We start from the raw sequence: 21,024 nt of genomic DNA, 5'->3' as shown, positions 1-21,024 counted from the left end.
GAGTTACCACACTTTTTATCACTTAGAAAATTCCAAAAAGGGGGATCGCTATACCATGAAAACTGACAGCTAAATATAAAATATTTATATGTCGTTTACCAAATTTCCAATTCGTTCTATCTAAACACAATACCCATTTTTGCTCCTGCTCAAACCCAGTCATCATGACTAACATAACAGGTAATACTCTCCATGATATTGAGATTTCAGAGATAAATCTTTGCATCCTTCTATACCATGAAGCTGCTTTAATCCCAGACGGCATTCTATTGCATAACAATGACATGTTTACTGTCCTGCTGTTAAGCATTGAAATGATAAATAATCCTAAACATTTTGCTCTTGATAAATTAAGCGAAATATGTTTTTGTAATAATTCGACTAGAGGGGCGGAATGATCTTTCATATGTAAACCAAGTTCTTTCCCTGTTATCATCATGAATTATCAGCAAAATTCAATCCTTTAGTCCTTACATCTCTAAAAATTGTCATGTAGTAAGAAAAAATTGGCAAAATTAATTAATAATATTTCTGATGAGCAAGCACAAAAATTAGTTAATTATATTATGCCTTGGCATCTTGAAAAAGTAATAGATTTAATTACACGAGATAAGTTGGATAAATTATTTAATGAAAACCCTAATAATCTTTCTTTAGAAGAACTTACAGAGCAGGAACTAAAAAAATTATCAAATGAGAATATTTCTGATGAATGGCTTGAAAATATAATTATTTTAGCAGGAGAAGAAAAACTTGCAGAAAATTTTGATATTATTCCAAATAAAAATTTAGTAAGAATCGTTAGTAGTATTTCAAATAATAAATTAGCAAAGATAATTAATAACGCCTCAGATGAAAGTCTAGTAAGAATCATTGATATTATTGACTCGGATAATTATGATTTATCGAAATCATTAGTTGGGCAAATAATAACCTTAATACATGACAAGAAGTGTGCAAAGCAAGAATCAGGTGAAGTATCTGATAGTGATTCCGGATTCTCTGATTGTGAAGATGAAATAGAAGTATCAGACAATCAAGTAGAACACTCTAATAGTGATTTTACTATGAAGTTATCAGGTGAATTATCTTATAATTATTTTGGAGTCTTTATGAAGGATGATGTAGTATACGTATAATAAAGCTCTTATGTCATTTCGTTGATCACAGGAATCCAGTAAATGGATTCCTACTTTTAACTAGGAATGACATAATTGATTGCTATTTTAGCATCAGGAGGGCGTATGTATAGCGGTTCGATAGAGCTGTTTAACTTTATATCGCTCGACAATTTATTAACAATATATCTACAAATAACCCAGGCTTTACCTCGTGCCAAAACGTGGCAAGGTTATTATACTCGGTAAATGCATAATTTGGTGATATATAAATTCAAGGCCGCTACCGCAACAAACTATATTCCCTTTCTCATTTGTAAGCAGTTTTATAGCATACTCGAAATCTATCAATAACGGCTCTTCTATTTTCCCTGATTTATGAAAAACTTGCATATAAAACTGTGAGCGATAAGCGTTTAAAAAGACATATATTTTATCATAATCTTTAACTTGAGTTATGGCTCTAAAGTAGGCATATTCAAAATTACTAACCGCTAATGCTTTAATATTTTCCTTGGCAAATAATATACCTTTAGCACTAGCAAGTCCTATTCTAATGCCGGTAAAGCTACCGGGTCCGTTAGTTACCGCTAAATAATCTAAATCATCATATGAACATTTAGCTGCTTTCATCACGTCTTCTATCATCGGCATTAGATTTTCTGCTTGCATAGAAGGGCGTAATTCTTCTATATATGCAAGGATATTCTCATTTTCGGATATTGCTACCGATGCAGTATTATTGGCTGTGTCAAATGCTAGTATTTTCATAGATTATTATTTGAATAAGTCACTATGTATACCGGTACGTTCTAATCTTAAAACTTCATCATCCAAATAATAAAGTAACAGCCAATCAGGCTCTATATGACAATCCCAAATATTTTCCATATTAATAATTTTATGTAGCAATATTTGGTAGGGAGTAATAAATGATGTGCGATACCGGCTTTAATATTTTCTACTAATAAATCTGTAACTTTAATTAGCTTTTTAATGTCTTTACCACGTTTATACATAAGTAGTAATTCTTTCTCAAAACGTTTAGTAGAAGTTTGCAGAATCATATTAAATTAAGTTTTTTATACATTTCTTTATATGAAGAATATTTATTAATATTTAAACCTTTTGCTGATTCTTCTAATATTTTTATTGATTCTGTATTTAATTCTTTTTCCTGTTCTATTTTACAGTATATCGCTTCTCTTACAAAATTCATAATAGTATCATTTTTATGTGCAGTATGAACTTTAAGAAAATGATGTAATTCGTTTGGTATATCTATGCTTAATCTAGTCATATTACATACTTATTTAAGTAATTACGTAAATAAGTATATCATTAAATAAGAAAAATAAAAGTAAAAATATAGAATCTCTAAGAATTATTTATAGTAAATTAAGTAGTATAGCATAGGCAATTAAGATAGTGATATTAATAAAAGGATATGGTAAAGTAATTAGAAAATAGTTATGCCAAGTCCATATTCATATGATTTAAGAAAGGGAGTGATTCAATATATTGAGTCAGGGAAAAGAATAATAGAAGCAAGTCAAGTATTTAATATCAGCCGTAAAGTAATATATGATTGGAAGAAATTAAAGAAAGAAACAGGAGATGTTCAATTAAAAACTGGCTATCAAAAAGGGCATAGTCATAAAATAACAGATATGGAAGGATTTAAAAAATTTTTGGAATCTAATAAAGATAAAAGCAGTCGAGAGCTAGCCATCTTGTATCCTAGTAAAGTGTCAGCAAGAACTATAATAAACATGATTAGAAAAGTTGGTTACAGCTATAAAAAAACTTTTCTTCATCCCAAAAGAAATCATAAACTAAAGAACCCTCAGCTATAAGCTGAGGGGTTATAAAGTGGAATCGATTAGAAATCGAGGGGGGTGTCAGAAAGTTTGTGTAAGTTATCTTACTACATGACAATTTTTAGAGATGTAAGGACTAAAGGATTGAATTTTGCTGATAATTCATGATGATAACGGGGAAAGAACTTGGTTTACATATGAAAGATCATTCCGCCCCTCTAGTCGAATTATTACAAAAACATATTTCACTTAATTTATCAAGAGCAAAATGTTTAGGATTATTTATTATTTCAATGCTTAACAGCAGGACAGTAAACATGTCATTGTTATGCAATAGAATGCCGTCTGGGATTAAAGCAGCTTCATGGTATAGAAGGATGCAAAGATTTATCTCTGAAATCTCAATATCATGGAGAGTATTACCTGTTATGTTAGTCATGATGACTGGGTTTGAGCAGGAGCAAAAATGGGTATTGTGTTTAGATAGAACGAATTGGAAATTTGGTAAACGACATATAAATATTTTATATTTAGCTGTCAGTTTTCATGGTATAGCGATCCCCCTTTTTGGAATTTTCTAAGTGATAAAAAGTGTGGTAACTCTGATTATATTGAGCGTATTGATCTGATGGAGTGTTTTTTAGAAGTTTTTGACAAAAACCGCATTGAAGCATTAACCGCTGATAGAGAATTTATAGGTAAGGAATGGCTCTCTTGGCTTAGAACAAATCAAATAAGATACGTTTTTCGAGTTAGAGAAAATAGACAATATATCAGTAATGCAAGGGGAAAAATGGTTAAAATACAAGAGTTATTTCGCCCTCTAGCCATAGGATCGCATGTGAGTTTGTCACAACGTAGAATTGGTACAAAAGGTGAAATATTTAATGTAGTAGGGATCAGAAATAAGAAGAGTGAACTTGCAGTCTTAATACATAGTGATGAGATCAAAAATCCTGCTGAGATATATGCTCAAAGATGGCAAATTGAAACAATGTTCAAAGCTTTTAAATCAGCAGGATTCAACTGTGAAGCAACTCATATTACTAATGATTTACGATTAGATACATTGATGCAAATATTGTCTATTGCATTTTGCCTAGCTTATCAAACTGGAGAGATTATAGTTTTAGATAAACCAATAGTTATTAAAAAACATGGTTATAGGCAAAATAGTATATTTCGTGTTGGATTAGATACATTGGTTAATATCTTGTATAATATTTCTACTCAATTAGTACGTTGGATACAGCTGTTGTCCTTGATATTCCAATATCCAAAGATGATAAAATGAAAAATTGTCATGTAGTAAGGTAAGTTATAAAAATAGTTAAGAATAAAATTAATTAAAACAACTTACATGAGGCTAATATGAAGAATAAGAGTAAAGTATCAAATCCGACTATAGAAAAAGTAGTATCAGAAATACTATCACAAAGTGATCCATCTGAGATATTTGGCAAAGAAGGAATATTTCAGGAAATTAAAAAGCAGATAGTAAATAAGATTTTAGAAAAAGAAATGGAATCTCATATAGGTTATGAGAAGCATTCTAAGAATACCAAGGAGTCAGATAATAGACGTAATGGCAATTATGAAAAGACTCTAATAGATTCCGAGGGTCGTAAATTGATAGTAGAAGTGCCAAGGGATCGGGAAGGAGAATTTGAACCTCAACTAATTCCAAAAGGAGTAAGGAGATTTGAAGGATTTGATGATAAAGTAATATCTTTATATGCTAGGGGAATGACTATTCGAGAAATACAAGGGCACTTAGAAGAACTATATGCCACCAAAGTATCATCTGAGTTAATATCAAAGGTAACTGATGGCATTTTAGAGGAAGTTACTGCGTGGCAGAATAGAGCACTTGATAGTGTATATCCTATAATGTAGATTGTATTCATGTTAAGGCAAGAGACAATCATATAATAATAAATAAAGCAGTTTATCTAGATATTGGCGTGAATATAGAAGGCAAGAAGGAACTATTAGGTATTTGGATAGGCAAGAATGAAGGATCTAAATTTTGGATGCAAGTAGTAACAGAACTGAAGAATCGTGGTGTAGAACAAATATATGTTGCGTGTGTTGATGGTCTTAAAGGTTTTCCAGAAGCAATAAATAGCATTTTCCCAAAAACCACAGTACAACTGTGTATTGTTCATATGGTAAGAAACTCTGTAAAATACGTATCATATAAAGATTTAAAATTGGTAACAGCTGATTTAAAGGCAGTTTATTCTGCAATAAATGAAGCAGAGGGATTAAGAGAATTACAAAATTTTGCTAAAAAATGGGATGAAAAATATCCAGTTATTTTTGATATATGGCAGAGAAATTGGTCTGGAATAGCTCCGTTCTTTAGCTTTCCGGAAGACATTAGAAAGGCGATTTACACTACTAATGCTATTGAATCAACTAACCGTCAAATTCGTAAAATTATAAAAAATAAGGGGGTATTTCCAGATGATAAATCGATTCAGAAAATAATCTTTTTAGCATTGACAAATGCTTCTAAAAAATGGACAATGCCTATTAAGAATTGGGCCATGGCTTTAAATCAATTTGCTATACTTTGTGATACTAATTTACAAAATTGGGCAAATGGAGAAATCGTACTTACATAAAAAATCTGACAGACCCATCGATTAGAAATCGATCATCATTCACAGGTTCACCTTCCTGTTCATCAATATAGTGCTGTATCATTTCATCAGTTATATTACCTGAACTGACCGCCATATAGCCCCTAGCCCACAAATGATTGCCCCAAAATTGTTTTCTTAAATGAGCAAATTCTTGCAATAAAATTCTTGAGCTACTACCTTTTAAATACTGTACTAACTTGCTAAGAGATATTTGTGATTTATATGAGATAAACATATGCACGTGATCACATGATATTTTCCCTGAAATTATATATACTTCATGTTCCATACAAATCTGCCTTAGTAAATCTCTAGCCCTTTCCGCTACTTTGCCTATCAATACTCTCTTCCTATATTTTGGTATCCATATAAGATGTACTTTTAAATCATACTGACTATGACTATTCTTTCTATAACTTCTCATGTTTCTTGATATAAATTCATTGCTAAAGCAATTTCATTATATCTTCCCTTCGCCTGAAGGCGAGGGATTTCTTATCCCCGAAGGGGGACATTAAGGGCAGGACAAAGTCGTAGTAATGGATAATATTAATTTTCATAAAAACTCTAAGGTAAAAGAATTAATTGAATCGGTAGGGGCAAGTATTTTATTCCTTCCTACTTACAGTCCTGACCTTAATCCTATAGAACATTATTGGTTTAAAATTAAACATGCAAATTAACGCGAGTTTCGTATTAATAGAGGAACTGAATAGCTGATAGTAACTGGGTTACGAGGATATTAGTAATATTGTTTTTGTTATAAAATGTACTTAAAACTGCATAAATTTTTAGTAAATCGGGGTCTGTCAGATTTTTTGTGTAAGTACGATTTCTCCATTTGCCCAATTTTGTAAATTAGTATCACAAAGTATAGCAAATTGATTTAAAGCCATGGCCTAATTCTTAATAGGCATTGTCCATTTTTTAGAAGCATTTGTCAATGCTAAAAAGATTATTTTCTGAATCGATTTATCATCTGGAAATACCCCCTTATTTTTTTATAATTTTATGAATTTGACGGGTTAGTTGATTCAATAGCATTAGTAGTGTAAATCGCCTCTTCTAATGTCTTCCGGAAAGCTAAAAGAACGGGAGCTATTCCCAGACCAATTTCTCCTGCCATATATCAAAAATAACTGGATATTTTTTCATCCCCATTTTTTAGCAAAAATTTTGTAATTCTCTTAATCCCTCTGCTTCATTTATTGCAGAATAAACTGCCTTTAAATCAGCTGTTACCAATTTTAAATCTTTATATGATACGTATTTTACAGAGTTTCTTACCATATGAAACAATACACAGTTGTACTGTGGTTTTTGGGAAAATGCTATTTATTGCTTCTGGAAAACCTTTAAGACCATCAACACACGCAACATATATTTGTTCTACACCACGATTCTTCAGTTCTGTTACTACTTGCATCCAAAATTTAGATCCTTCATTCTTGCCTATCCAAATACCTAATAGTTCCTTCTTGCCTTCTATATTCACGCCAATAGCTAGATAAACTGCTTTATTTATTATTATATGATTGTCTCTTGCCTTAACATGAATACAATCTACATTATAGGATATACACTATCAAGTGCTCTATTCTGCCACGCAGTAACTTCCTCTAAAATGCCATCAGTTACCTTTGATATTAACTCAGATGATACTTTGGTGGCATATAGTTCTTCTAAGTGCCCTTGTATTTCTCGAATAGTCATTCCCCTAGCATATAAAGATATTACTTTATCATCAAATCCTTCAAATCTCCTTACTCCTTTTGGAATTAGTTGAGGTTCAAATTCTCCTTCCCGATCCCTTGGCACTTCTACTATCAATTTACGACCCTCGGAATCTATTAGAGTCTTTTCATAATTGCCATTACGTCTATTATCTGACTCCTTGGTATTCTTAGAATGCTTCTCATAACCTATATGAGATTCCATTTCTTTTTCTAAAATCTTATTTACTATCTGCTTTTTAATTTCCTGAAATATTCCTTCTTTGCCAAATATCTCAGATGGATCACTTTGTGATAGTATTTCTGATACTACTTTTTTTATAGTCGGATTTGATACTTTACTCTTATTCTTCATATTAGCCTCATGTAAGTTGTTTTAATTAATTTTATTCTTAACTATTTTTATAACTTACACAAACTTTCTGACACCCCCGTAAATTGTCTTTTTTGACTATAACTATTAAATTGTAAAACTTGTCACACCTCTTACAAACCTTGAAAGGATAAGCATTATAGCATATTCATTAACCATAATTTAGGCATCTTAATAAGAAACTCGCGTAAATTAGAAAAGATACTAGTAACTTTACATATTTTTTTGATGCTGTTTATCACGTATTACAAAAAGTAACTACCTTACCTGCTTAAGCTATATTAGGTGCAATTTATAGGAAATATTTTATTTTTTTAAAGATATAACGAATACCGCTAATGCTAACCCATTTACGGTATGAGATATGTTTTTAAAAAATTAAAAGATGCTGTAGAAATTGCACCTAATACTACTTAATTTACTATAAAATGTACTCCATAAAAGCTTGGCGTGCTTCAGCCTGTCTATTATTATGAAATAAATATCTATTAAAAAAATAGTTTGTTAGAGTTATAGCTTGTTTTTTTTCTTCTAATGTAATCTCGCTATTTTCTGATAGTAAAAATCTTGGTAAAATCAATAATTTATCTTTATAAGGTTTCCCTACTTTATATGATAATGCTCTACCTGATTTAGGTGATACATAGGTTAAATCAGTTGTAACATGACTCACGTCGCACTTGGTAAGATCAAGCTTATAACCCGTCTCGGCAAGTAAAGCTAGCTCAAAATTAATATAATCACGAAAACAAAAATTCTTTGATAAATTATCTAAATAGTTAATTAGAAATGAAAAAAAATTAGAATGTTCTTCTCTTTCATGAAATAACTCTTTGATTAAAGATATAACGGAATTAAAGGCATATAATTTAGCTTTATTTATTATAAAATAACCGGTGTAAGATTTGATGAGTTCACATTTAGCCATGCCGATATGTTCGTGTAGTCTTGCCTGCCAAAGAAAATCTACAATATTCCCTTCCTGATATATAAATTTGCTTTTTTTAGAAGATTCTTTTACAACCCCCGAATATAAACCATGATTTTTAGTAAAAACCGTAATAATAAATGTATTTTCTTTTAAAGGTTTTTTAGCAATTATTACCCCTATATCTTTGATATTCATGGTTTTTATTATTAAATTTTCGTCATTGCGAGGAAAATTACGGAGTAATTGACGAAGCAATCCAGTTAAAAATGCTAATTTTTAGCATTTTTTTAATTATTTTCTGGATTGCTGCGCTCCTTGCAGTCGCTCGCAATGACGGTTTGATATCCGCACAACAACCCCCTGGCTTCCTCAGAATCCCCTGTATATGCTATATTCTTATACCCTAGTTTGATTGCAGTAAATAAAGCGGCGTGATCCTCTCCTACATTTACGGTAAGATCTAAAACTTTTTCCGGAAATTCTTTACTTAAAGTTTTAAACATGTAATCAATTGCTAGCATACCGTAATATTTTACGCTAGAGGCATGATTTGTTAATATCAGCTGCTCTTCTACACTAGATAAAAAATTACGTGCTTCTTCCAAATTTCTTATTTCATAAACTATACTCATTTAATTATCTCTTTTAGGTCCTTTAAATGTGAGACGGAAGATATAAAGTCATACGTTAAATTTTCAAGTTTAGAGCAGATAATCTTATTAAATCCAAGTTTTACGGCTTCTTTTATTCTTGTTTCTGCTTTTGCGGTTTTTCTTATTTCACCCGATAAGCTTATTTCGCCGAAAAAGACGCTATGTTCAGGTACAGGTTTGCCGGTTGCAGCAGATATTAAGCTCGCTGCTACTGCTAAATCAGAAGCAGGATCGGCAATTTTAAGTCCCCCCGCAATGCTTAAATATACTTCATAATTAGCAAGGTTAAGTCCTATCCTACTACTAATAAGCACGGCAAGTATCATTGATAACCTATTAGCATCCCAGCCTACCGCAGAGCGTCTGGGGGTTACCATATTTGAGGGTACTATAAGGGCTTGTACTTCCATAAGTAACGGACTTGAACCTTCGATTCCTGCAAAAATAGACGTACCTATAACGTTCTGCTCTCGCTTCATTAAAAATAGTTCAGACGGATTTGTTACTTCAATAAGCCCGCTGCCGCTCATCTCAAATACTCCTATTTCGCCTACACTGCCAAAGCGATTTTTATATGAGCGTAAAATACGGAAATGATTATTATGATCTCCCTCAAAATATAGCACGGTATCAACTAAATGTTCAAGTATCTTAGGACCTGCTAGTTGTCCGTCTTTAGTTACATGACAGCTTAATAAAATAATTATATTATTTTGTTTGGCATAATTAACGAGTTCATTTGCACATATACGAATTTGCGAAACAGTACCTGGAGGTGAGGATAATTCTTTTGTGGTAATTGTTTGAATAGAATCAATCACTACTAAATCAATATTATTCTTATTTGCTTCTATACTTGCAATAATATCTTCCAAATTAGTAGCTGCTAAAGTATCGGTATTATAGTTAGTTAGGTTTAGCCTTATGGCTCTTAATTTTATTTGGTCTAACGATTCTTCGCCCGTTATATATAAGCAATTAATCTTTGATGCAAAGTTACTTGCTGCTAGTTGTAGTAACAAAGTAGATTTGCCTATGCCAGGGTCTCCTCCTATTAATATAGCAGAACCAAGCACTAAACCGCCGCCTAGTACTCTATTTAATTCACCTATAGGGGTAGGGATGCGTAACTGCTCGGCTACATGACCTGAAAGCTTATCGAAATCTTGTTTGCTACCTGTTTTAACAATTGCTTTATTTGAACTTACTATCTCTTCAACAATACTACCCCATACACCGCAATCAAAGCACTGCCCCGACCATTTAGGACTAGTATTTCCACAGTTAGAACATGTATAATGCTTTTTGTCTTTGGTCATGTTTTTATTCGATGATGAGTATATATGAACGTCATTGCAAGCGACTACAAGGAGCGTGGCAATCTCATAAAGTAGGATTCCTGAGATTACTTCGTCGAAACTTACAGTTTCTCCTCGCAAGGCATTGTTGCGTGGACCGGTAAAACCCACTGTGTCAAGCCACGGGGTGACAGAGGTGAAATTGATCCACGCAACAATGTCTCCTTGCAATGACGTTTCTTTAAAACCAATAGCTTACTCTTACCATATAGTTTTTCACGTAAAATTTCAATATTTTCATCTAAAACATAGTAATCTAGTTTAGCCATCTCAATAACTATGATAGTACCGTCTTTAAACCAGTTATTGTTTATAAGCGACTTCATTACTTTAGGCACTATATCTTTATAATAAGGGGGGTCGATAAATACAAGATCAAAAGCTTTATTGGCTTTCGGTAGATTTAAAGCATTAATATTAACGAAATTAACATTATTTTTAATGTTTAGAGATTTAGCAAATCCTTCTGCTATTTTTAATGAGGATGTATCAATATCAATTAAGGTAGCAAAACCTGCTCCTCTTGATAGGCTCTCAAAAGCAAGGCTACCACTACCGGCAAATAAATCAAGTATGTGGGTATTTTCGTTAAATAATTTATTACCGGTAAACTCACCGGAGGTTAATATACTAAATATTGCCTCTTTGAGCTTATCGGTGGAAGGTCGATATTTGATATTTTTAGCGGTAGGTATAATTTGGTTTCTATATTTACCGGATATTATTTTTAACACTTATTTAGTTATATGCTCTTTTGTTGCCCTTGATTTTTTGTTCGACTTTTATTTTTTTCAGCAAATCCTTTGCCTTTAGTGTTAGGTTTAAATTTTGCTGCGAATGTATTAGATTTTGTTTGTTGTTTTTCTACAGTTTTATATTTCTTTTCTTTTATTTCTACTTTTGGCGTTTCTTGGTTTAAATTATTTTGTGCTTGTTTTAAAATATCTTGTTCTTTACCTTTATCAATATTATTATTTACATTATTTAAATTTTCTTCCCATTCTTTAGATTTTTCTGTCTCAGCTTTTTGTCTTGCTTGTTGTTTTTCTGTTACTAATTCATCAATATTTTCAGGAGGCGGTGAGATATATTTATCTATACTGCTAGTCAAATTTTTAAATGATTCCTGAAGATTGCGTAAAAGTTTTTGAGTAAGTTTATAAGTTCCGGTAGCGACTAGCCCTCCAGCTAAAATACCTGCTCCTAGAATGACAGTTTTAGTAGCAAGGGCTGTGCCGGTGACTAATAACACAGGCATTGCTACGAAAGGTGCAGCTGCTACTGCAAGCCCCGCTACTACGGCAAGCCCTACTAAAAATTTTTTACTTGCTAAGAAATTTGTTACGCTGCTAATTCCTGATGTAGTACTTTTAGCAATTTTTGTACAAAACTGTCCTACTCCGGTTTTCAGAAACCAACCGCTTTTCTCTCTTGCATGAATTTTATCTTGTAATTTAGCATGTTCGTTAACATTGACAGATGTTTTTTTACCGTCTTTATCTTGATGATCTAAATTCCCTTTAGCCTCACCTTTAGTATCATGCATCTTTGTAGCATCGTCGATTTTTGCTTTATCAAAATCTGCTCCTTCTTTATTAATTCCAGCTAGATTTGCTACTTTTAGATTCGCTTGTTTTAGATTTGCTTCTTTAAATATAGCCTCGGCTGCTTCCATTGCTTGCATATCAGCATTTTCCAATACTGCTTTAGTGAAATCGGCTTTAGTAAGATCGGCACGCTGCATAATTGCATTTTTAAAGTTAGCTTCCTTAGCATTAATATTTTTAGCAATAGCATCTGAAATATTTAATCCTTCGGCTTCTGCTTTTTCTAAAGTAGCATTACTTAACTTAGCAAATTGTGCAGTTGCATTAGTAAGCGTAGCGTTTGTAAGATCGGCATATTCAAGCTTTGCTTTATCAAGCTTTGCTTTTGTTAAATCAGCGTTCTTAAGTTTAACACGCTGCATTATAGCTTCTCTTAAGTCAGCTTCTTTTAAAGATAATATATTCTCAAATTCAGTATCGCTAAAATAGGCATTCCTTGCAGTTATGCCTTGCATGTTACATTGCTCTTTAAATTTTGCTTCTAATGCATGTGTTTTATTCATAAAAGCATTTTCAAGATCAGTAGAAACGATATTTGCTTGATCTAGAAGTGCATTATTTAAAACTACTCCCTGCATTTGAACTCTTTGCATATCTGCATAAGCAAGCGATATACCGGTAAGATTAGAATTTTTCCATTCTGAATCTTTAATAATTAACTTTTCGGCATCGGCATTAACCATCATAACTGCATTAAATTTGCTATTTGTTACCTCTGCTTCAGATAAATCTACTTTAGGCATGTAAGCTCTCGACATATCACTATTTTCAATTTTGCTCTTTTTAAGATCAGCAAAAAGAAATCCTGTGTTACGAGCTGTAACATTTTGAAAAACGGCATTTTGTAAATTAGCTCCTTCAAAATTAGTAAAATCTAAATTACAATTTGAGATTTTAATATTTTCTAAATTAGCTGAAGCAAATAATGTATTCTTCAGGTTAAGATTAGTAAGGGTTTTACCTGATAAATCGATTTCTGAAAGATCAGGGATTATATGTGTATCTTTTGAAAGATTTTTTTGTTTTCTAACAAAATCGGTAAGAGATAATTTTGTGTTAGATTGTTTCGCTGCTTCAGCTAAATATAGATCAAATTCTTGAGAAGTTAATTTTATATATTCTTTCGGTATATCTCGTTCTTTGGCAGTCGAACCTATAACATATGAAGAATCTAGTTTTATTTGTATTTTTTCGTCTTTTAACTGCTCAAAAATATCTGCAAGACCGTTACCGCAGAACATTCTAAGATTATCTAAAGCATATACTTCAGTTTCTAATTTATTTACTTCATGCTGTAACTTATTGATTTTTTCTAGTTCGTTTTGTCGGTTTTGAGCAATAGTTTCTGCGCTATTTAAAAGATTAGTAGCAATCCCAGGATTATCTAAGTTTTGCTTTAGAGTTTCTAACTCTTCTTGCTTAGTTTCTAACTCTCTTGATTTAACTGTATGTAAAGTTTCTTCGTCTTCCATAGCTAGAATATATTTCTTTTTCTTCGTAACTTCATCTACAACTATTTCTTTAATACGTTCTTTTTCTAAATCTTTATCTATATATTTATTTAATCTTTCAAGATTTGAAAAAGATAGTTTTATATCGCGTATTTTATCTTTTAGATTAGGAATTTTGCCCTCATCATTATCTTCATAATTAAAATCTGTATAATGAAGATTTGCTCCCCTAAAGTCGGTACCGATAAATGTACAATCATTAAATTTTACATTTGTTAAATCTGAATCACATAATATGGTATTTGTTAAGTCACAATTATTAAATACGGCATCTGTTAGTATTGTACCTTGGAAATTGGCATTTGCTAAATCTGCGTTAATTTCCATATTTTCTAAACTGGTAATGATAATTTTATCATTATCTTCAGCGAAATAATATTTATTTTTGATAAAATCATTTAGTGAGACATTAGGGTTATCTTTTATATAACCAAGATAATCGTTTAAGTCTTTTTCTTCACATTTATATACATTAAGATTTGTCATATTATGTTTTCTATATGATTAGTTAAAATGCGTTAATAATAACACATTACTAATTATTTTTCCAGTATTTTATTATTTATTTCTTTATAATCTCCGGGTTTTAGATTACCTATTGTAAAACTACCATATTGAATCCTAATTAACTTGTTAACTTTTAGTCCAAAATACTCGAATATTCTTCTAATTTCACGATTTTTCCCTTCAAATAAAACTACTTCAAACCAAGAATTACTCTTATTTTGCTTAAGTAATTTTATTGAATGAGGATTATAAAATATCCCGTCAATTTCTAAATTTTTATAATTGCTTTTTAGTAGAATATCAGACTTCCCATATGCTCTAACATGATATACTCGCTTTAACCTACTTGAGGGTAGCTCAAACTGACGAGCTAAATCGCCGCTATTAGTTAGTAATAACAAACCTTCGCTATTTAAATCCAGCCTACCTATTGAAATAACACGAGGTAAACCGGTTGGCTGTTCAAACACCGTTTTACGAGATAAGGGATCTTTGTGAGTGGTAATTAAACCGACAGGCTTGTAATAAATCCAAAGCCTTGGTGTTTGCGATTGATTGATTAATATTCCTGATACTTCAATTTGATTACTAATATCAACATTTGTAGCCGGTGATAAAATTGTAATGCCGTCTACTTTTACCTGCCCTTCAGCTATCAGCTTTTCAGCATCACGCCTAGAACAGATTCCTGCATTACTAATTATTTTGGCTAATCTATGCATTTTTAAATATAGTAAATTTCAATAAGAATATATAAAAATACCCTTAAAAAGCAATATTAATAATTTGACATAAATTATTAATATAATTATACTATATCGTTACATATATTTTAACAAAATTATACGAATGTTAATTTTACTTATCAAAACTTTTTATTCTTTAAAATTCTTATCTTCTTTTTTTTAGCTGATTTTCTTTTTAGCAAAAATTAAGTCCTTTTCTTTAATCTAAACTTCATTATTATGTAAAAACTTATTGGTTCAATCCTGTTAATTTCAGGTACTTGTATAGGTAGCGGTATGATAGCACTACCCATGGTATTAGCAAAATTAGGTATAATACCTAGTTATTGATGTTTATAATTTGGTTTATAATGTATTATACTTCTTTAATTAACCTAGAGCTTAATCTTAAAGCGGGTAAAGGCTTAACACTTGGGGCATTGGGAAAATATTTTTCAGGACATACTGCTCAAATCATCGGTATGGTAAGCCTTAAGCTCCTTTCATATGCTTTACTTGCAGTATTTATATACGGAGGCTCTTCAATATTACAGAAGTTATTAGCTTTAGATACAAGTATTATATAGGAGCATGGTATGTTATTATTAGCATTCTAATATTATTATTACCTCTAAAGTTAGTAGATTATATAAATCGAGTGCTATTTATCGGATTGCTTATAATAATTGCAATTTTAGTTATTGGACTTGTTTCTATGATTCAGTGGGATAATTTACTTTTATTCTCACCAAATTATAAAGAAATATCTATATGGGGTGTAGTAACTCCGGTAGTTTTTACTTCATTTGGTTTCCAAGTAATCTTCCATACCTTAACTAATTATTGTAACAAAAATGCTAAAGACGGCGTTTTTATTTGGAAGCTTAATTCCTGCAATTAGTATATATAATTTGGACTTGTAGTATTCTTATTGTAGTACATCATAATAATCCAACATTTTATCAACAAATGATTACAAGTAATGTAGAAGTCAGAGATTTAATTAAGTAATATAGCAAAATGGCAGTCCGTACAATTATTAGTTTGGATAATTTTAACTCTTGCTATCACTACATCGATACTCGGAGTAGGGCTATGTGATTCCCTTAAAACTATGTTTATGAATTCGATACCGAATTTAGTAATTCGTAATATGACCGCTTCTATTGTTACTATATTACCGGCTTATATTGTAGTAGTAGTAGTAGTAGTAGTAGTAGTAGTAGTACCTAACGCGAGTTTCGAATTAATATAGCATAGGATTTAGCATATCAAGAGAGATGTAATAGAAGGTTTATTATCAGACATTTGATAATTTATCAGTGCTGCAACCATATGCACAAAGGCATTTATAACTGATCTATGCCTTGAATGCTCAAACTTCCCCAATAGTTTAATTTTACTAAACACAGATTCTATTAATGCTTTTTTAAGCAATAATATTTTATCCAACATAGACATAAGTTTATTTTTCATATTTTTCTTTACCCTAGTTACCATAAAAATTCCTTGCTCTAAAAGTTGTAGAAATAATTGTTGCGAAATATAACCACGATCTCCGAATACTTTACCAAAAAGATTTTTGATTATCAGTTCCAGCTGTTTTCTATCATCCTTATTGCCAGGGCTAAAAGATGCTTTAACTATACCACCGGCTCTATTAATTATTAGATGTAGTTTAAGTCCATAGAACCAACCTTTTGTTGTCTTACTGCTTGCTGCTATGCCGGCGAACACTTTATTCATTGAAATACGGTATCTCTTACATACCTCTATACTACTTGAATCTACAAAAGAGAGTCCGTCACACTGATCCAAAATAGAATTGAATATTAGTACTAATAGTGGTAAATGTGGACCTATTATTTTTATAAATTGACTATAGCTTACTAATTGAAAATCTCTTTGATGATGAATTCATATTTGCTTCAGATAATAATTCTTAAAACAATCATAAGATGACTGCCAGTAGCCTATTATAATTGTTATTACCTCACTTCTGTTCAGTCGACTTATAGGACCAGATTTGTTGTTATGGTTAGTAATTGAATTTGTATGCTTGTCTAATTCTTGAAAAAAATCATCGACGTAACAAAATATTTCTGTAAAATCCATTATCATAGGTTATTGCTCTTAAAGTTTTTTCAATAACCTATAAACTTTTTTCTAATACTATAAATACCATATTTTAATTAGCAATTTATATTTTGTACTCACTTTATAACAAAAACAGTATTATTAAGATCCACGTAACCCAGTTACTATCAGCTATTCAGCGACTTTTTGAATACGAAACTCGCGTTTGTTAATATAAACTATTATAGTTATGACAAAAAACATCTATATTTTAGGCAAATTAAAGATTTTATTTAATTATTTGTTTTGAATTAACTTCATGTATACCTCTAGTAAATGAAACATTGCTTATAGTGAGATAATATGCTAATAATACGCGAGTTTCGTATTAATAGAGGAACTGAATAGCTGATAGTAACTGGGTTACGAGGATATTAGTAATATTGTTTTTGTTATAAAATGTACTTAAAACTGCATAAATTTTTAGTAAATTGTCTTTTTTGACTATAACTATTAAATTGTAAAACTTGTCATACCTCTTACAAACCTTGAAAGGATAAGGATTATAGCATATTCATTAACCATAATTTAGGCATCTTAATACGAAACTCGCGTTAATATAGTAACTAAATTAACTATTAAATGTGAACAGGTATTGTTGTGTGGGTTGGTAAAATCTACTGTGTCACCCCGTGGCTTGACCACGGGGTCCATAAAAACAACTTAAAATACTAATAATTTTAGTATTTTAAATTAGATCCCGCAATCAAGTCAGCTTTGTTGCATTGATAGGTTTTTCCGTCATTGCGAGAAGAATTACGCAGTAATTCGACGAAGCAATCTCGGGAAAAATTCCTGAGATTGCCACGCTCACTAACGTTTGCTCGCAATGACTACTTGGTATCCACATGAGTAATGCCTGCTCACAATAATGTTAAAGCAATTCTGATTTAATTAGAGTTAAAAGTTCTTTTCTCCAAATTACCAAATTTAGAAAATTGACTATCATAATAAAGCGGAACATTTCCAACCGGTCCGTTACGATGTTTTGCAACAATTATATCGGCAATATTATATACTTTGTTGAGCTTATCTAACCATTCGGCATGTTTGGCATCGCCTGCTGCCGGTTCTTTTCTAGTTAAATAATATTCTTCACGGTAAATAAACATTACTATATCAGCATCCTGTTCTATAGTTCCTGATTCTCGAAGATCGGATAGCATAGGTTTTTTATCCTCACGTAGTTCTACCGCTCTTGAGAGCTGAGATAACGCAATAACCGGAATATTTAACTCTTTTGCTATTGCTTTTAAGCCTTGGGTTATTTCTGAAATCTCGCTAACTCTATTTTCGGATTTACTTACTCCTCTAATTAATTGTAAATAATCGATAAATAATATACCGAGATTATGCTTGCGTTTCATTCTTCTAGCTCTTGTTCTTATAGCGGAAATAGATAGAGCAGGGGTATCATCGATAAAAAATTGTAATTCCGATAAAGTATTTGCTTCCTTGCGAAGACGGTTATATTTTTCTTCACCTAGAATCCCCGTACGAAGAGAAGTAGAATCAATTTCTGCACACATTGAAAGTAGACGTGTGGTTAGCTGTTCTGAGGACATTTCTAAAGAGAAAAAACCTACCGACTGAATTTCTTGATTATCTCTAATATTTTTAAGACGCATATTATTACAGGCATTAAGTGCAAGGTTTATAGCGAATGTTGTTTTACCCATCGACGGACGTCCTGCGAGAATTATAAGATCGGAATTATGAAAGCCAAATAATTTATTATCTAGATCAATCAAACCGGTAGATATACCGATTACGTGATCGTTATTTTTCATAGCTCTATTAATGCTAGCAAGGGATTCTGAAATAGATATACCGATTTTGGTAAAACTTTTTTCATTTAAGCCTTCGCTAGCTAAATCGTAAAGCTTAGCTTCGGCATGTTCAATCTGTTCCTTTGCTTCAACTTCTAATGAAGAATTATAGGCATTATTTACTACTTCTTCACCGATATTTATTAAATTACGCTTTATTGCTAAATCATATATTATTTTACCGTAATCAATCGGATTTATTACCATCATTGACATAGTTATCAATTTTGCTAAATATTCCGCTCCTTCTATTCCTTGAAATAGTTCATCTTGAGTTAACATACTACGTAAAGTAATAGGTGTAGCTATCAGCCCTTTTTCAGTAATTTTCTCAATTGCTTCATAGATTTTTTGATGAATAGGCTCAAAAAAATGTTCATCGCGTAAAAATTCCGATACGTAATTTAGTAATTCATTATTGGTTAGAATCGCCCCAAGTAGCATTTGCTCTGCTTGAACATTGGAAGGTAAAACCCTTGGTATAGGAATATCTACTTCTTCGTTAGCAGCTATATTTTTGTCATTATTTATTTTATTACGTGCCATTGTTGTTTGTTAAATTATTATATGGTTTGAAAAAAGAAGCCCTTTATGTCATCCCCACGAGGTATTGTTTTGTGGATACCGAGTCGTCATTGCGAGCAGCCGTAGGCTGCGTGGCAATCTAGGAGAATAATAAAAAAATTCTGTAAATCAGAATTTTTTACTGGATTGCTTCGTCAAAACTTACAGTTTTTCCTCGCAATGACGTTAAAACCAATCCACGCAATAAAACTCAAAATAGAACATTTTATATTATTCATTTGAGTTTTTATAAAGATAATTTACCACAATAATATAGTTTATGAGATGAGTTTGTTATAAATACATCAGACAATAATTAGTTAATTCTACTCTCTGATACAAAAAATTACCAGTAAGAATCTTAGCAAGATTAAAACATAAAAATTATTAATAGATGCACATAAACATGAAGCAACACCAAAGAGAATTATCGATAATATATAAATATTTTTTAAACCAAATTTATCTCCCAACCAATTACTAATTGGAATGGAAAATAGAGAGTGCTAAGAGAAAAGCTATACTGATCCAATTTGCATTGATAACAGAAATCCCAAAATGATCAGCAATAGTTGGAAGAGCAACATTAATAATTGTTAGGTCTAATCTATCCAAAAATAATGTAATAGTATAAATTATAGCAACTATATGTTTATATTGAATACACATTAAATAATTTTATTTATTTCATAAAATTCAGGTATAACATTGTTAGATGGGGGATATTTACTAACAGCACGATGAGTTTTTTTAATATAAGTTTAATAGTAAAGTTGATACTTTATTGCTCATAACTACCCCAGCGTTTAATTAAATTAGTTTCGATATCGAAAAAATCTAAAACTCTAGTAATAGAGTGATTGACTATATCATCTATATTTACAGGGTTATTATAAAAAGCCGGCACAGGCGGTGCTATGATACCGCCGTAACTCGCTACTTTTAGCATATTTTCTAAATGTCCGATATGTAGTGGAGTTTCACGGGTCATTAAAATAAGTTTTCGTCTGTCTTTAAGTACAACTCCTGCCGCTCTACTAATTAAACTATCTTCCATTGAGTGAGCAATACTTGCTAAGGCTTTCATACTACAAGGGGCTATTATCATTCCCAAAGTTTTAAAAGAACCGCTTGAAATAGTAGCACCTAAATCTTTATCGTCATAATAATAATTAGCCAGTAGCTTAACTTCATCTATAGAATATTTAGTTTCGAGCTTTATAGTAAGAGCTGCTCCCTCTGAAATAATCAAATGAGTTTCGATATTTTGCTCCTTTAGTACTTCAAGCAAACGAATACCGTATATTGCTCCTGAAGCTCCGGAAATTCCTATAATAATTTTTTTCATCATAAATTTCTACAATTTATTAAATTTAGTATATAATAAAAAATTATAAAATACATTTATATATGCGATAGAAAAATATTATTGCCGGAGCAAAATTATTTCCGGTAGATTATTTATATCTGAAGATTAGAGCTAAATATCGGCGATCTTGTTGTAGTGC

At 31.3% G+C, this 21,024-nt stretch carries 18 protein-coding genes and 8 pseudogenes; 8 read left to right on the top strand and 18 right to left on the bottom strand.

The features are described from left to right. Positions 1-22 precede the first annotated feature (22 nt). Positions 23-439, bottom strand: coding sequence for a hypothetical protein (locus tag REIS_RS05175; RefSeq protein ID WP_008579269.1), 417 nt, complete (start codon positions 437-439; stop codon positions 23-25). A gap of 61 nt (positions 440-500) precedes the next feature. Between REIS_RS05175 and REIS_RS05170 the strand changes: the two are divergent. Beyond that, positions 501-1,139, top strand: a pseudogene (locus tag REIS_RS05170) (hypothetical protein); the annotation flags it as partial. 56 nt (positions 1,140-1,195) lie between these two features. On the opposite strand, the pseudogene tsaB reads toward REIS_RS05170, so the two are convergent. From tsaB to REIS_RS05155, 4 genes and pseudogenes are all read right to left on the bottom strand, one after another. Further along, positions 1,196-1,889 (bottom strand): annotated as a pseudogene (gene tsaB / locus REIS_RS05165) (tRNA (adenosine(37)-N6)-threonylcarbamoyltransferase complex dimerization subunit type 1 TsaB). A gap of 6 nt (positions 1,890-1,895) precedes the next feature. Beyond that, entirely contained in the window at positions 1,896-2,009 is a 114-nt protein-coding gene (locus tag REIS_RS12690; RefSeq protein ID WP_081819168.1) for a type II toxin-antitoxin system mRNA interferase toxin, RelE/StbE family, read from the bottom strand. Continuing rightward, the gene (locus tag REIS_RS05160) at positions 1,982-2,185 is read right to left on the bottom strand and encodes a hypothetical protein (RefSeq protein WP_023508108.1); all 204 of its coding nucleotides are present in this window, start codon (positions 2,183-2,185) and stop codon (positions 1,982-1,984) included. The genes REIS_RS12690 and REIS_RS05160 overlap by 28 nt, the downstream gene beginning before the upstream one ends. Then, positions 2,182-2,418 carry a hypothetical protein gene (locus tag REIS_RS05155; protein WP_008580194.1) on the bottom strand — a complete coding sequence of 79 codons (237 nt, stop codon included), beginning with the start codon at positions 2,416-2,418 and terminating at the stop codon, positions 2,182-2,184. The genes REIS_RS05160 and REIS_RS05155 overlap by 4 nt, the downstream gene beginning before the upstream one ends. Before the next feature lie 172 nt (positions 2,419-2,590). Here REIS_RS05155 and REIS_RS05150 point away from each other — a divergent pair, with 172 nt between their 5' ends. From REIS_RS05150 to REIS_RS11175, 4 genes and pseudogenes are all read left to right on the top strand, one after another. Next, positions 2,591-2,974: a helix-turn-helix domain-containing protein gene (locus REIS_RS05150; RefSeq protein ID WP_008579989.1), complete on the top strand. Its 384-nt coding sequence runs from the start codon at positions 2,591-2,593 to the stop codon at positions 2,972-2,974. A gap of 128 nt (positions 2,975-3,102) precedes the next feature. Next, positions 3,103-3,519 carry a hypothetical protein gene (locus tag REIS_RS12685; protein WP_008579269.1) on the top strand — a complete coding sequence of 139 codons (417 nt, stop codon included), beginning with the start codon at positions 3,103-3,105 and terminating at the stop codon, positions 3,517-3,519. Then, positions 3,465-4,232 (top strand): IS4 family transposase, encoded by a 768-nt coding sequence (locus REIS_RS12680; protein ID WP_338109792.1) that lies wholly within the window; start codon positions 3,465-3,467, stop codon positions 4,230-4,232. Before REIS_RS12685 ends, REIS_RS12680 begins: the two co-directional genes overlap by 55 nt. Positions 4,233-4,309: 77 nt before the next feature. Then, a pseudogene (locus tag REIS_RS11175) lies at positions 4,310-5,568 on the top strand (IS256 family transposase). Here REIS_RS11175 and tnpA read toward each other — a convergent pair. After that, positions 5,561-6,013 carry an IS200/IS605 family transposase gene (gene tnpA / locus REIS_RS05130; protein ID WP_008579840.1) on the bottom strand — a complete coding sequence of 151 codons (453 nt, stop codon included), beginning with the start codon at positions 6,011-6,013 and terminating at the stop codon, positions 5,561-5,563. The pseudogene REIS_RS11175 and the gene tnpA overlap by 8 nt on opposite strands. 103 nt (positions 6,014-6,116) lie before the next feature. On the opposite strand from tnpA, the pseudogene REIS_RS12675 reads away from it, so the two are divergent. Continuing rightward, positions 6,117-6,272 (top strand): annotated as a pseudogene (locus tag REIS_RS12675) (transposase); the annotation flags it as partial. 481 nt (positions 6,273-6,753) lie between these two features. On the opposite strand, the pseudogene REIS_RS17255 reads toward REIS_RS12675, so the two are convergent. The 8 genes and pseudogenes from REIS_RS17255 to REIS_RS05090 all read right to left on the bottom strand — a co-directional run bounded on the left by REIS_RS17255 (position 6,754) and on the right by REIS_RS05090 (position 14,984). After that, positions 6,754-7,114, bottom strand: a pseudogene (locus tag REIS_RS17255) (transposase). Positions 7,115-7,152: 38 nt separating this feature from the next. Further along, positions 7,153-7,677 (bottom strand): IS256 family transposase, encoded by a 525-nt coding sequence (locus REIS_RS17250; RefSeq protein WP_040614714.1) that lies wholly within the window; start codon positions 7,675-7,677, stop codon positions 7,153-7,155. Between the two features lie 439 nt (positions 7,678-8,116). Continuing rightward, complete coding sequence (gene recO / locus REIS_RS05115; RefSeq protein WP_008580192.1) at positions 8,117-8,821, bottom strand: DNA repair protein RecO; 705 nt, start codon at positions 8,819-8,821, stop codon at positions 8,117-8,119. A gap of 92 nt (positions 8,822-8,913) precedes the next feature. After that, on the bottom strand, positions 8,914-9,258 hold the full coding sequence (locus REIS_RS05110) for a hypothetical protein (RefSeq protein WP_008580191.1): 345 nt from the start codon (positions 9,256-9,258) through the stop codon (positions 8,914-8,916). Next, positions 9,255-10,598: a DNA repair protein RadA gene (radA, locus tag REIS_RS05105; protein WP_037214395.1), complete on the bottom strand. Its 1,344-nt coding sequence runs from the start codon at positions 10,596-10,598 to the stop codon at positions 9,255-9,257. Before radA ends, REIS_RS05110 begins: the two co-directional genes overlap by 4 nt. A 101-nt stretch (positions 10,599-10,699) precedes the next feature. After that, positions 10,700-11,371 (bottom strand): 16S rRNA (guanine(966)-N(2))-methyltransferase RsmD, encoded by a 672-nt coding sequence (rsmD, locus tag REIS_RS05100; protein WP_008580189.1) that lies wholly within the window; start codon positions 11,369-11,371, stop codon positions 10,700-10,702. A gap of 4 nt (positions 11,372-11,375) precedes the next feature. Continuing rightward, positions 11,376-14,241 (bottom strand): annotated as a pseudogene (locus tag REIS_RS05095) (pentapeptide repeat-containing protein). A gap of 53 nt (positions 14,242-14,294) precedes the next feature. Next, entirely contained in the window at positions 14,295-14,984 is a 690-nt protein-coding gene (locus REIS_RS05090; protein WP_008580187.1) for a pseudouridine synthase, read from the bottom strand. A 300-nt stretch (positions 14,985-15,284) separates the two neighbouring features. Here REIS_RS05090 and REIS_RS17245 point away from each other — a divergent pair. Both REIS_RS17245 and REIS_RS16435 read left to right on the top strand, forming a co-directional pair. Beyond that, a pseudogene (locus tag REIS_RS17245) lies at positions 15,285-15,888 on the top strand (aromatic amino acid transport family protein). Between the two features lie 213 nt (positions 15,889-16,101). Beyond that, positions 16,102-16,215, top strand: a pseudogene (locus tag REIS_RS16435) (amino acid permease); the annotation flags it as partial. 35 nt (positions 16,216-16,250) lie between these two features. Here REIS_RS16435 and REIS_RS11170 read toward each other — a convergent pair. From REIS_RS11170 to REIS_RS05060, 4 genes are all read right to left on the bottom strand, one after another. Beyond that, positions 16,251-16,904 carry an IS982 family transposase gene (locus REIS_RS11170; RefSeq protein ID WP_083787758.1) on the bottom strand — a complete coding sequence of 218 codons (654 nt, stop codon included), beginning with the start codon at positions 16,902-16,904 and terminating at the stop codon, positions 16,251-16,253. 1,109 nt (positions 16,905-18,013) lie between these two features. Then, positions 18,014-19,498, bottom strand: coding sequence for a replicative DNA helicase (locus tag REIS_RS05065; protein ID WP_008580185.1), 1,485 nt, complete (start codon positions 19,496-19,498; stop codon positions 18,014-18,016). A gap of 344 nt (positions 19,499-19,842) precedes the next feature. Next, positions 19,843-20,007 carry an MFS transporter gene (locus tag REIS_RS17240; protein ID WP_371256168.1) on the bottom strand — a complete coding sequence of 55 codons (165 nt, stop codon included), beginning with the start codon at positions 20,005-20,007 and terminating at the stop codon, positions 19,843-19,845. 290 nt (positions 20,008-20,297) lie between these two features. After that, entirely contained in the window at positions 20,298-20,867 is a 570-nt protein-coding gene (locus REIS_RS05060; protein WP_008580183.1) for a UbiX family flavin prenyltransferase, read from the bottom strand. Positions 20,868-21,024 lie beyond the last annotated feature (157 nt).

Source organism: Rickettsia endosymbiont of Ixodes scapularis (assembly GCF_000160735.1).
In the GTDB taxonomy this organism is placed as follows: Bacteria; Pseudomonadota; Alphaproteobacteria; order Rickettsiales; family Rickettsiaceae; genus Rickettsia; species Rickettsia tamurae.
The sequence above is the reverse complement of the archived record's forward strand: the minus strand, read 5'-3'. Positions and strand labels throughout refer to the sequence as shown.